The organism is Nocardioides albertanoniae, assembly GCF_006716315.1.
GTDB lineage: Bacteria > Actinomycetota > Actinomycetes > Propionibacteriales > Nocardioidaceae > Nocardioides > Nocardioides albertanoniae.
Genome location: NZ_VFOV01000001.1, coordinates 2,065,851 through 2,077,659, shown reverse-complemented (window position 1 = coordinate 2,077,659; position 11,809 = coordinate 2,065,851). Strand labels below are relative to the sequence as shown.

Genomic DNA, 11,809 nt, shown 5'->3' with positions numbered 1-11,809 from the left:
GCGCTCGCTCACGAGATGGTGTCCTCTTCCAGTCGCTTCTTCTCCTCGGCGACGTCGAAGCGGGGCGCGGGCCAGTCGAGGTCGAGCCGGTCCAGGGTCTCCAGGAGCAGCTCGCCGATGGCCAGGTTGCGATACCACTTCTTGTCGCTCGGCACGAGGTACCACGGAGCGTACTCGGTGTTGGTGCGCTCCAGCGCAATCTCGTACGCCTCGCGGTAGCTGTCCCACAGCTGGCGCTCGTCCACGTCGCCGGGGTTGTACTTCCAGTGCTTGGTCGGGCCGTCGAGCCGCGCCAGCAGCCGCTTCTTCTGCTCCTTCGGGGAGATGTGCAGCATGCACTTGAGGACGACGGTGTCGTCGTCGGTCAGTCGCTTCTCGAAATCGTTGATCGCCTCGTAGCGTCGCTCGATCTCGTCGGCCGCGGCGAGCTCGCGGACGCGCCCGATCAGCACGTCCTCGTAGTGGGAGCGGTCGAAGACGCCGAGATAGCCCGGCTCCGGCACCGCCCTTTCGACCCGCCACAGGAAGTCGTGGGCGCGCTCCTCCGCGGTGGGCGCCTTGAAGCTGGTGATCCGCACTCCCACCGGGTCGACCAGGCCGACGGTGTGCTTGAGCACGCCGCCCTTCCCGGAGGTGTCCATCCCCTGGAGCACGAGCAGCACCCGCCTGGGGTCGTCGCTCTCCTTAGACGCGAACAGCTTGGTCTGCAGCTCGATCAATGTCGGTCCGAGCTCGGCGAGCACCTGCTTGCCGGTCGCCTTGTCGGCTCCGACGCCCGGTGCCGAGTTGGTCTCGTAGGCCGTCAGATCCACCGGCCCGATCGGCAACCGCAACTCGTCGCGAAGGCTCATGGCGTCGACCTTAGTGCCGAGTCGGCTCGTCATGACGCGCCGACTCGAGGGGGAAACGTGTCAGAACGAGCCGACTCGGCGGGTCAGGCGACGACGCGGCGCAGATCGAGGGAGCAGCCGACCATCGTGGTCGTCGATCCGTCGGGCTGCGGCTCGTCGAACCAGGTGCCGCGCTCGAAGCCGACCTTGTCGAGCATCCGCAGAGAGGCGGTGTTGCGGTGGTCGGGAGCGGCGAAGCAGGTGGTGGCGCCGGGGTAGCGCTGCGGGATCGAGGTCAGCCAGACCCAGGCCGTGCGCGGCCCGATCCCGCGGCCGACGAAGGCCGGCTCACCGATCGCGTAGTCGAAGCCGATCGCATCCGGGTCGGGTGTCAGCAGCGCGTAGTCGGGCTCGTCGCTGATCCGATAGTCCTGGCAGAAGCCGACCGATCGTCCGTTGGCCTCGATCACCCAGAAGCTCACCGCGGTCTCGCCGTCGATGTCCGGACCGTAGTTGTCGACGACCCACTCGGGGGTGGGATCACCGTCGACGCCGTACCACCGCTTCACGTGATCGGCGTTGAGCCAGCGGATCAGGTGGAGCAGGTCACCGCGGGTCATCGGCCGCAGCGAGATCACCGGCATCGGGTCGGAGGAGAACTCCTTGACCTCGCCCGAAAGATCCAGAGCGTACGCCGGGCGCCCGGCGATCCGCGTCGCCGCGGCTGCCCAGCTCTCCCCCGGGCGCGTCACCCCGCCGAGACGCTGTGTCCCGGTGTGGACAGCGACCGGCGTGAACATGCAGAACAGACTAGTGCGCGGGCCTCAGTGGGCCAGGCCACCGCGACGGTCGACGAGCGGCGGCAGCGAGGACCACGGGAAGTCGATCCACCGGTCGGTCTTCTTGTAGACGTAATCGGCGTTGATCACCGTCCACGGCTTCTCGAAGATCACCGCGGTGCGAGCCTCGGCGACATGGCCCTCGCAGAAGTCGTGCACGATCTCGAGCGTCTTGCCGGTGTCGGCGACGTCGTCGGCGATGAGCACCTTCATCCCGGTCAGGTCGACGGCGGCCGGGGTCGGCGGCAGCATCATCGGCACGTCGAGGCGCTCGTTGACGCCGGTGTAGAACTCGACGTTGACCGCGGAGAGGTTCTTCACGTCGAGGGCGTAGCCCAGGCCCATCCCGAGAGCGAGCCCGCCGCGGGCGATGGAGAGCACGATGTCGGGCTCGTAACCGCTGTCCACCACCTTCTGGGCGATGTCGCGCACCGCGGTGCCGAACAGCTCATAGGTCAGGATCTCGCGCTCTTGCGACTCACTCACAGATCGGATTCTGACATGAGACCACCGGCATCATCCTCATCGGCAAGAGCGAGCTCGTCGCGGACGATCCCGAACGCCACACCGGCGCCGTATCCCTTGCGGGCGAGCATCCCGACCAGGCGCCGGGTCTTGGTCTGGTCGTCGAAGCGCTCCAGCGAGCGGAGCTTGCGCCGCACCAGCACCCGAGCCGCCTCGCGCTCGTCGTCGGGGTCGATCTCGTCGAGCGCCTCACGGGCGACCTCGTCATCGATGCCCTTGCGGCGCAGCTCTTGGGCCAGGGCACGGCGGGCGAGCCCCTTGCCCGGTTGGCGGCTGGCGATCCAGGCCTTGGCGAAGGCTTCGTCGTCGACCAGCCCGACCTCTTCGAAACGGTCGAGGAGCCGGGTCGCCAGGTCGTCGGGGATCTCCTTCTTCGCGAGCTTGTCGGCCAGCTCCTTGCGGCTGCGGGCCTGACCGGTGAGCGTGTCGAGGAGGATCTTGCGGGCGATGGCCTCTTGGTCGGGCTCGGGGTCGCTCTTCGAGTCGCCCTTCGGAGCCTTCTTCGGGGCCGGGTCGGCGCCGCGGGACTTTCGGCGACGGGACCGTGCTGGCCTGGACACGTCGTCGCTCCTTCGTCGCGACGACGGCTCGACCGACGGGGCCGGCTCGACCTTGCCGGCCCAAGCCTCCACGCCGAGCGTGACGTCGCCCAGCCAGTCGGGCGCGGGCCGTTCGTCCACCCAGGCATCCTGGGTGGACGAACGGTCAGGCGTTGACGAAGCCACGGGTCAGTCGGCGACCAGGACCTAGAAGTCCTCGACGCCCGCAGGCTCGGCCACGGGCGCGTCACCGTCGGCCGGAGCGTCGACCGTCGGCACGACGCCGAGCTTCTCCAGGATCCGCTTCTCCAGCTCGTTGGCCAGGTCGGGGTTGTCCTTGAGGAAGTTGCGCGAGTTCTCCTTGCCCTGACCGAGCTGGTCACCCTCGTAGGTGTACCAAGCGCCGGCCTTGCGGACCAGGCCCGCCTCGACACCGACGTCGATCAGGCCGCCCTCGCGGGAGATGCCCTTGCCGTACATGATGTCGAACTCCGCCTGCTTGAACGGCGGGGCGACCTTGTTCTTCACGACCTTGACGCGGGTGCGGTTGCCGACCATGTCGGTGCCGTCCTTGAGCGTCTCGATCCGGCGCACGTCGAGTCGCACCGAGGAGTAGAACTTCAGCGCGCGGCCACCGGTCGTGGTCTCGGGCGAGCCGAACATCACGCCGATCTTCTCGCGCAGCTGGTTGATGAAGATCGCGGTCGTGCCGGAGTTGTTGAGGGCACCGGTCATCTTTCGCAGCGCCTGGCTCATCAACCGGGCCTGCAGACCGACGTGGCTGTCGCCCATCTCGCCCTCGATCTCAGCACGCGGCACCAGCGCCGCGACGGAGTCGACCACGATCAGGTCGAGAGCGCCCGAGCGGATCAGCATGTCGGCGATCTCCAGGGCCTGCTCACCCGAGTCGGGCTGGGAGACCAGCAGGGCGTCGGTGTCGACACCGAGAGCCTTCGCGTATTCCGGGTCGAGCGCGTGCTCGGCGTCGACGAACGCCACGATGCCGCCGGCCCGCTGCGCGCTGGCCACGGCGTGCAGCGCGACCGTCGTCTTACCCGACGACTCCGGCCCATAGACCTCGACCACTCGCCCGCGAGGCAGACCGCCGAGGCCGAGCGCCACGTCGAGCGCGATCGAGCCGGTCGGGATCACCTCCAGCGGAGCCCGGGTCTCATCGCCCAGCCTCATCACCGAGCCCTTGCCGAACTGTCTTTCGATGTTGGCGAGAGCGGCGTCCAACGCCTTCTCACGATCACCTGCCGCCATGTTCTTTCCTTCCTGAGGTGCAGGCTTCTTGCCCCTGCCTGCCGCTTGTCCACGTGTCTTCGTCGTCATCAAGGCAGACGCTAGACGGGACCACCGACAGTTTTGAACGGGACCCTCTGGCACGGTGTCTCCCGACCCTGTGTTTCCCGGGGCGAAAGCACGAACCACGCTCCACCTGCGACCCCACACTAGCCCGAACAAGCGTTCGATGTGAACACCTGTTCGGGCGTGTCGGATGTAGCCGAGGGCTCAGTGCGCCGGCGCCTCGACCTGACCTGCGGGCGCAGGCTCGCCGCCCGTCTCGCCACCCAACTCCTCGGCCACGGCGACCGAGAGACCACCGAGGATGAAGGCGATGATCACCGCAGCGAGAGCACCGCTCGAGAAGGACGGGATGAGGCGACGTACGCCCTCCTGGACCGGCTCCGCGCCGTGATATTCGTGCGTGAGCGCATGCCCCTTGCCCCGCTGGAGCAGGTATCGGTTGACCGGGAACGCGGCCACGAAGGCCACCGCGAGGGCGATCATCATCCCGACCCAGAACACGACGTTGACCAGACCCGCCTCCATCGCACCGGGAATGATCGCCATCACCAGGTTGTCGACCACCTCCATGGTGGCGATCGAGAGGGTGTCAGCGGCGAGTACGACACTGAGAGCGGTGCCGATGGCCAGCCCCGACTTCAGCAGCGGGAGCGTGGAGAGGGAGTAGCCGAAGACGAACGCGAGCACGATCGCCAGCGCGATCGTCCATCCGTTGCTGAGCCCGACGGCCGTGCCGATCATCAGGCCGGCGATCTCTCCGATGGCGCACCCGGTGAGGCAGTGGAGCGTCGCGCTGGCGGCCATCGCGTTCACGCTGGATCCTCCGCCGTGCCCGGCATGGTCGCCACGACCCTCGTGACCGTGGCTCATCGTGTGGTGCCCGTCATGCGACGTCATGTCGCCCCCTTGCTCGATCGCTCGTCAGCCTACGGGACAATTCATACCCCATAGGGGTATCAGATACAAGCCGTTCGCCGGCCACGACGTCACTTTGTCCAGCCCCGGCCGACTGCCTAAGGTGTGCCGGGTGTGGACGGCAGCGCATCGACGCCAGCAGACCGGCCGAGGGATCGCTCGCGCCGCGCTGCTCGCCGCGGTCGTGCTCACCGTCGCCGGCCTGCTCGCCATGCACGCGCTGAGCCTTCACGGAACCGCCACCGACGGCGAGCACGGCGCGATGAGCCTGCCCGCCGCCCACGTGGACCACACGCACGCCCTCGAGAACACCACCCATGGCGCAGCCGGCCATGCGGCACACCTCGGCGGCGACGCACACACGGCGATGATGCTGTGCGCCGCGTTCCTGCTCGCCGCCGGCGCTCTGCTCCTGCGCGGCCTGCGGCGGCGTACGCCGCTGTGGTGGTTCGACCGCGCCCCCGGCCGATGGCGCACCGTCGGCACCGCACCCTCCCCCGCGCGTCTCGCGACCGGCCCACCACCGCAGTGGGCGTTCTCCGTCATCAGGTGCTGAGCGAGCTGGCCTCCCGCGGTCGCGGGAGGCCCAGTGACGCCCACGACAACCCTCTGACAAGGAGAAACACACGATGCGTACGCAACGACCCCTCATCCGCGCCACTTGGGCGGCGGCCGGCATGGCCGCGCTCCTGGCCCTGTCGGCCTGCGGAGGCGGCGAGGAGGCCGAGAAGCCCCAGAAGCTCTCGGCGACCGAGCACAACGCCGCCGACGTCGCCTTCGCGACGGACATGATCCCCCACCACGCCCAGGCGATGTCGATGGTCGACCTGACCCGCGGGCGCGACCTCGACCCCGAGGTGCAGAAGCTCGCCGACGCGATCAGCGCCGCCCAGAGCCCGGAGATCGAGACCATGTCGCGCTGGCTCCAGGAGTGGGGCGAGGACGTGCCCTCGACGATGCGCGATCACGTCAACGGTGGCCACGAGGGTCACAGCGACGACGAGGGCAGCATGTCCGACTCGATGGGCGACATGGACCACGACATGCCCGGGATGATGTCGGCCGACGACATGGACGCCCTCGAGGACGCCTCCGACGCCGAGTTCGGCGACATGTGGCTGGAGATGATGGTCGAGCACCACGAGGGTGCGATCGAGATGGCCGAGACCGAGCAGAACGAGGGCCGGTTCAAGCCCGCCGTCGAGCTGGCCGGCAGCATCATCGAGTCTCAGTCGAGCGAGATCGACACCATGGAGAAGCTTCTCCACTGAGTACGCCGCAGCGGGCGGGGCCTCGCCTGGTTCCGTCTGGTCCCGCCCGCTCAGGCCGATCGACGCGCGACGTACGCAGCGCCGAAGAGCACCGCGACCAGCGCGATCGCGCCGAAGGCGAGCGCCGGATAACCGGCGACGTCGACGACGACTCCCGAGACCGCTCCGGCAGCGGCAGCGGCGACGCCCATGATCAGGTCGGCGGTGCCCTGCACGTCGGCACGCACCTCGATCGGGGTGTGGTCGGCGACGGAGGTGGCGGCCGCGATCGTCGCCAGCGACCATCCGAACCCGAGCATGAACAGGCCGACGAAGATCCGCGCCGAGCTGCCCTGGGGCGCCGCGGCGCACAGCACCAGCGCCACCAGGAGCACACCGCCGCCGAGCGCCATCACGTCGGCCCGGCCGACGCGGTCGGCGAGCCAGCCGCCGAGAGGCGCGAAGGCGAACATGCCGAGCACGTGGGCGCTGATCACCAGCCCGATGACCTCCAGGCCGGCCCCGCCGTGCTCCATGTGCAGCGGGGTCATCACCATCACCGCCACCATCGTCGCGTGGGCCGCCGCCTGGCCGGCGACAGCGGCCGCCAGCGCCGGGCGCTCCCGGATCACCGCGAGCGCCCGGCGCCAGCTCGTGCCCGGCGCCTTCTGCACCGACGGGGCTCCTTCACGGGCGACCAGCAGCGGGTCGGGCCTCAGGAAGACGCCGACGACCAGCGCCGCGGCAAGCATCGCGACCGAGCCGAGCGCGAACGGCCCGGTGAGCACCGGGATGCCGACCGCATCGGTGAAGAGCTCGGCGAGCCCGGTGAGGTTGGGCCCGACCACCGCGCCGAACGTCGTCGCCCAGACCACGATCGACAGCGCCCGCGCGCGGCTCCTCGCCGGGGCGAGATCGGTCGCGGCGTACCGCGCGCCGTTGTTGGCCGCCGTGGTCGCACCCAGCAGGACGGCTCCGACCAGCAGCAGCGTCATCGACCCGACCACGCCCGCCAGCACCGCCAGCAGCCCACCGGCAGCCCCGAGCAGGTAGCCCGACATCAGCCCGAAGCGGCGTCCGCGCGCGTCCATCACCCGCCCCAGGACGTACGCCGCCACCGCGGCACCCAGCACCTGGGTCGTCTGGGAGAGGCCTGCCATCGACTCCGAGCCGGACAGGTCACGCGCCAGCAGCGACGCGGTCGCGATGCCGATGGTGATGCCCATCGCGCCGACCGCCTGGGTGGCGACCAGGGTGAGGATCGTGCGCTTCTGCACCGCGGCGGTCGAGGCCGGGACGGCCACCTCCGAGGTCATCGCTCGCGCGCCGGCAGCTCCAGAGCCTTCCAGACCGCGGCCCATACCTCCTTGGGCGAGATGCCGTCGTCGAGCGCCTCCTGGGCGGTGCGACCGCCGAGATCGCCCATCACGAACTGGCGCGCCCAGGCTCGCGAGTAGCCGGCGCCGAGCGCCTCATCCATCCGGGTCCAGAACTCCGTGTGCCTCATCGCGCCGAATGCTACCGGCGATCTCAGCCCCGCCGACGCGCGAGCACGTCGAGCCAGACGTCACCGAGCCGACCGTCGGCGTGCCCGACCTCGAGCACCTCCCAACCGGCCTCCTCCAGCGCGGTGCGCAGCGCGGGCTCACGCCAGTAGACGAAGAGTCGGGGCGCCTCGACGTGGCCGCGGTTGGTCCACTCCTCGCCGTCGCCCTCCTTCAGCGAGACGTGCAGTGTGCCGCCGGGGCGGGTGACCGCGGCGAGCCGGCCGAGCACCGTGCCGAAGTCGTCGCGGGCCACGTGGAGCAGCGTCGCCGAGGCCCAGACCGCGGCGTAGGGCACGTCAGGGTGGACCGGGTCACGCAGGTCGTCGCTGAGCGGGTCGAGGCAGGCCGCGGCGAAGCCCTGCTTGCGCAGGTGTGCCACGAATCCCTCGGTGATGTCGGTGCGCCGCACCCGCACTCCCCCGGCCTCGAGCGCCTTCGCGTCATGACCGGGCCCTGAACCGATCTCGAGCACGTGGTCGCCCGTCTCGAGCTCGGCGAGGAACCGGTCGAGCACCGAGCGGGTCTGCTCCGAGAACGACGTGGCCTGGACGTACGTCGCGACGCTGGCGTCATAGGCCGCCACCGTCGCCCGCTTCGCGGCGGCACGCACGTCCCACAGGTGGTGGACCGCGTCGTGGAGGTGGTAGCGGCCCAGCGTCTCGACGCTGAACACGTCACCGTTGGACCGCACCCCGCGGCGACCCCAGGCATCAGGCGGCACCTTCTCGTAGGTCGCGGCGGCCAGGTCGGCGGCGTCCATCAGCTCGTCGGCGACGGCTTCGGGGTCCTGGGCGGCGTAGTCGGAGTCGCGTGCGGTGGCGTCCTGGTCCCAGTTGGCGAAGCTCGGCTCGTGCTCGGTGAGCATCAGCTCGACACGCTCGGCGAAGAGGCGGTGGACGTCGCGCACGTGTGCCGCGTACTCCAGCGACGACCACACCGCCGGGCGCGGCCGCTCTCGCGCGTTGTCGGCAGCGAGATAGATCTCCCAGTAGGTCGCGTTGTCACGGATCAGCTCCGGGAGCTGGTCGGCCGTCACCGACCCAGCGACGAAGCCGCACTCGGGGCAGGGCCGATCGAGGATCCAGGTCCAGTCCTTGGTGTCGGGCTCGGGATGGATCGCCTCGGGCCCCGCTTCGGCAGGCGCGTCGTACGTCATGTCTCCATCCTGACGCGCAACCGCGACGGTCACGAGGGGAATCCTGCCTGTGAGACGCGAGCACCGGCGCCCGTGGCCACGGCTCAGGTGAGCAGCAGCTTGTCGAGGCGGCGCCGGACCACGACGAGGCCGACCGCCCCGAAGGCGAGCAGGTAGACCACCGAGACCAGCGCACCCCAGGACGGCACCCCGAGCGTCAGGTCGCGACAGAGCACCACGCCCCGGTAGAGCGGGGTCAGCTCGACGATCCAGCGCAGCCAGCCGGGGTAGGCGGTGACCGGGAAGAAGGTGGCGGAGAAGAGGAACATCGGCATCATCGCGAGCGTGATCTTCTCGAAGTCCTGCCAGGAGCTCATGTAGGTGGTCAGGGCCATGCCCACGGCGCCGAAGGCCGTGCCGATCAGCAGCGCCGCCGGCACGACCAGCACCGCCCACCAGGAGTGCACCAGGTCCATCGCCACCATGATCAGCAGGAACGCGGTGACGTAGATGCCGCTGCGCAGCTGGTTCCAGAGGATCTCGCCGATCGCGATGTCGACGGTGCGCAGCGGCGTGGCCAGCATCTGGTCGTAGAGCTTGTTGTACTTCAGCTTGAAGAAGAAGTTGAAGGTCGCGTCGAGCAGCGACCCGTTCATCGCCGAGGCCGCGATCATGCCGGGCGCGACGAACTCGCGATAGTCGACCGGCCTCCCGGCGTACTCGAAACCGACCACCATCGCGCCCACGCCGATGCCGATCGAGAGCAGGTAGAAGACCGGCTCGAGGAAGCCGGTGATGAACACCAGCCAGGCGCGTCGATAGACCATGACGTTGCGCCACAGCAGCAGCCGGGCGGCCTCGCTGCCTCGCAGAGGCCGGGCGACGGTGGCGCCGAGGGCGGCGTTGAAGAGAGCCATCAGGAGACCAGCCTCTCGCCCAGCCTGCGCACCGCGAGCCACCAGCAGACGCCGGCGAGAAGCCCGAGATAGACCACGTGCACCGCGGCGGCCAGCCAGTCGATCTCACCCAGCGCGAGCATCCGGGTGAGGTCGACGCCCTGCCACAGCGGTGAGGCCATCGCGACCTTCTCCAGCACCGGCCCGAGGTTGGCGACCGGGAAGAAGGTGCCGGAGAACAGCGTGAGCGGGATCATCCCGAGCCGGAAGATCAGCGCGAACGACTCCTCGCCCTTGATCGAGAGCGAGAACAGCAGCACCGGGGTGCCGAAGGCCAGCACGACCAGGCCCTGCACCAGCCAGGCCACCAGCGCTCCCCACCACGACTCGAAGACTCCGAAGGGAGCCAGCACGAGCAGGAACACGCCGCAGGCGAACAGCGTACGCAGCATCAGGAAGCCCAGCTGGGCCAGCACGATGTGGGCGGCGGTCAGCGGCGAGGCGATCATCGAGAAGTAGATCCGCTGCCACTTGACCATGCCGTAGACGGGATAGGTCATCTCGGAGAAGGCGATCGTCATCGCGTGGGCCGCGACCATCCCCGGCGCGACGAACGCCAGATAGGAGTCGGCGCCCTCCAGCGTCGCCGGATCGGCCTGCACGAAGCCGCCGAGCAGCACCCCCAGCGCGAGCACGTAGAAGAACGGCGTCACGAAGGTCGTGATCACCCCGCCCTTCCAGGTGCGCGCCAGCACGGTGAGCCAGTAGTCCCACATCCGCAGCGCGCCCGCGACCGTGCCCGACGGAGCCGTCGGCGGGGTGGCCGTTCGCATGTTTGGCCCCGAGCCGGCGTAGTCGACCATCAGTCCACCAGCGTCCGGCCGGTGAGGTGCAGGAAGACGTCTTCCAGCGACGAGCGGCGCACGAGGGTGGCCACCGGCGACAGGTTGCGGCCGTGGACGGCCTCGATGACACCCTCACCGTCGTCGCTGTAGAGCAGCAGCCGGTCGGGCAGCACCTCGACGCGCTCGGCGAGGTCCTCGACCTTGGCGGCCAGCGCCTCGTGCTCGCCGACCCCGAAGCGGAGCTCGGCGACCTCACGTGTGGAGTGCTCGCGGATCAGCCCCAGCGGGGTGCCGTGAGCCACGATCCGGCCCTGGTCCATCACGACCAGCTCGTCGCAGAGCTGCTCGGCCTCGTCCATGTAGTGCGTGGTCAGCAGCAGGGTGACGCCCGCCTGCTTGAGCCGGAAGAGCCGGTCCCAGATGACGTGGCGGGCCTGGGGGTCGAGCCCCGTGGTCGGCTCGTCGAGCACGAGGATCTCGGGCCGGTTGATCAGGCTGCGGGCGATCGTGAGCCGACGCTTCATCCCGCCGGAGAGGTCGTCGACCTTCGCCTTGGCCTTCTCGGTGAGCTGCACGAAGTCGAGCAGCTCCTCGATCCGGCCCTTGACCTCGGCCCGCGGCAGCCCGAAGTAGCGGCCGTAGACGTAGAGGTTGTCGTAGACGTTGAGCTCGACGTCGAGGGTGTCCTCCTGCGGGCACACCCCGAGGCGCGCCTTGATCTTCGGCCCGTCCTTGGCCGGGTCCATCCCGAAGACCCGCAGCTCTCCCGCGCTCGCCGGCGAGACGCAGCAGATCATCCGCATCGTCGAGGACTTCCCCGCGCCGTTGGGCCCGAGGAAGCCGTACGCCACCCCCGGCCGCACCGAGACGTCGATGCCACGCACCGCCTCGAAGTCGCCGAACGACTTGCGCAGCCCCTGCGCCGAGACCATCAGCTCTTCACCCACGTCGGCAAAGACTAGAGGCGGGCACCGACAGTTTCGAGCGAGTTCGCTGTTATCTGCACGCCGGGAAGGTCACCGTCCCGCCAAGCACAAGGACGATGAGCCGAAGGCTCCCTGCGCGATTGCCGTTGGCGATGTAGACGGAAGGCACTCTATGGTGGCCCGCATGGCTACTCGGAATCACTAGGTCGCTCGCGCGGTGCCTGTGGCACCGCGCGATTTTGCGCCCCATT

At 69.3% G+C, this 11,809-nt stretch carries 14 protein-coding genes; 2 read left to right on the top strand and 12 right to left on the bottom strand.

The window, feature by feature from the left end:
* Positions 1-8: 8 nt before the first annotated feature.
* The 6 genes from FB381_RS09875 to FB381_RS09850 form a co-directional block, all read right to left on the bottom strand.
* On the bottom strand, positions 9-851 hold the full coding sequence (locus FB381_RS09875; RefSeq protein ID WP_141780128.1) for a PPK2 family polyphosphate kinase: 843 nt from the start codon (positions 849-851) through the stop codon (positions 9-11).
* A gap of 83 nt (positions 852-934) precedes the next feature.
* The gene (locus FB381_RS09870; RefSeq protein WP_141780127.1) at positions 935-1,630 is read right to left on the bottom strand and encodes a GNAT family N-acetyltransferase; all 696 of its coding nucleotides are present in this window, start codon (positions 1,628-1,630) and stop codon (positions 935-937) included.
* A 24-nt stretch (positions 1,631-1,654) separates the two neighbouring features.
* Positions 1,655-2,155 carry a phosphoribosyltransferase gene (locus FB381_RS09865; RefSeq protein ID WP_141780126.1) on the bottom strand — a complete coding sequence of 167 codons (501 nt, stop codon included), beginning with the start codon at positions 2,153-2,155 and terminating at the stop codon, positions 1,655-1,657.
* Complete coding sequence (locus FB381_RS09860; protein ID WP_141780125.1) at positions 2,152-2,874, bottom strand: regulatory protein RecX; 723 nt, start codon at positions 2,872-2,874, stop codon at positions 2,152-2,154. The genes FB381_RS09865 and FB381_RS09860 overlap by 4 nt, the downstream gene beginning before the upstream one ends.
* Before the next feature lie 66 nt (positions 2,875-2,940).
* The gene (gene recA, locus FB381_RS09855) at positions 2,941-3,999 is read right to left on the bottom strand and encodes a recombinase RecA (RefSeq protein WP_141780124.1); all 1,059 of its coding nucleotides are present in this window, start codon (positions 3,997-3,999) and stop codon (positions 2,941-2,943) included.
* A gap of 249 nt (positions 4,000-4,248) precedes the next feature.
* On the bottom strand, positions 4,249-4,941 hold the full coding sequence (locus tag FB381_RS09850) for a DUF4396 domain-containing protein (RefSeq protein WP_246088044.1): 693 nt from the start codon (positions 4,939-4,941) through the stop codon (positions 4,249-4,251).
* A gap of 130 nt (positions 4,942-5,071) precedes the next feature.
* On the opposite strand from FB381_RS09850, the gene FB381_RS09845 reads away from it, so the two are divergent.
* Together FB381_RS09845 and FB381_RS09840 are read left to right on the top strand one after the other, a co-directional pair.
* Positions 5,072-5,515 (top strand): DUF6153 family protein, encoded by a 444-nt coding sequence (locus FB381_RS09845; RefSeq protein WP_141780123.1) that lies wholly within the window; start codon positions 5,072-5,074, stop codon positions 5,513-5,515.
* Between the two features lie 73 nt (positions 5,516-5,588).
* Entirely contained in the window at positions 5,589-6,230 is a 642-nt protein-coding gene (locus FB381_RS09840; protein ID WP_141780122.1) for a DUF305 domain-containing protein, read from the top strand.
* A gap of 50 nt (positions 6,231-6,280) precedes the next feature.
* On the opposite strand, the gene FB381_RS09835 is transcribed toward FB381_RS09840, so the two are convergent.
* The 6 genes from FB381_RS09835 to FB381_RS09810 all read right to left on the bottom strand — a co-directional run bounded on the left by FB381_RS09835 (position 6,281) and on the right by FB381_RS09810 (position 11,579).
* Positions 6,281-7,525 carry an MFS transporter gene (locus FB381_RS09835; RefSeq protein WP_141780121.1) on the bottom strand — a complete coding sequence of 415 codons (1,245 nt, stop codon included), beginning with the start codon at positions 7,523-7,525 and terminating at the stop codon, positions 6,281-6,283.
* On the bottom strand, positions 7,522-7,716 hold the full coding sequence (locus FB381_RS09830) for a DUF3046 domain-containing protein (protein ID WP_141780120.1): 195 nt from the start codon (positions 7,714-7,716) through the stop codon (positions 7,522-7,524). Before FB381_RS09830 ends, FB381_RS09835 begins: the two co-directional genes overlap by 4 nt.
* A gap of 23 nt (positions 7,717-7,739) precedes the next feature.
* A complete protein-coding gene (locus FB381_RS09825; protein ID WP_141780119.1) occupies positions 7,740-8,912 on the bottom strand; it encodes a class I SAM-dependent methyltransferase in 1,173 nt (390 codons plus the stop codon).
* Positions 8,913-8,995: 83 nt separating this feature from the next.
* On the bottom strand, positions 8,996-9,808 hold the full coding sequence (locus FB381_RS09820) for an ABC transporter permease (RefSeq protein ID WP_141780118.1): 813 nt from the start codon (positions 9,806-9,808) through the stop codon (positions 8,996-8,998).
* On the bottom strand, positions 9,808-10,620 hold the full coding sequence (locus FB381_RS09815; protein ID WP_170225117.1) for an ABC transporter permease: 813 nt from the start codon (positions 10,618-10,620) through the stop codon (positions 9,808-9,810). The genes FB381_RS09820 and FB381_RS09815 overlap by 1 nt, the downstream gene beginning before the upstream one ends.
* 29 nt (positions 10,621-10,649) lie before the next feature.
* Positions 10,650-11,579 (bottom strand): ABC transporter ATP-binding protein, encoded by a 930-nt coding sequence (locus FB381_RS09810; protein WP_246088043.1) that lies wholly within the window; start codon positions 11,577-11,579, stop codon positions 10,650-10,652.
* Positions 11,580-11,809 lie beyond the last annotated feature (230 nt).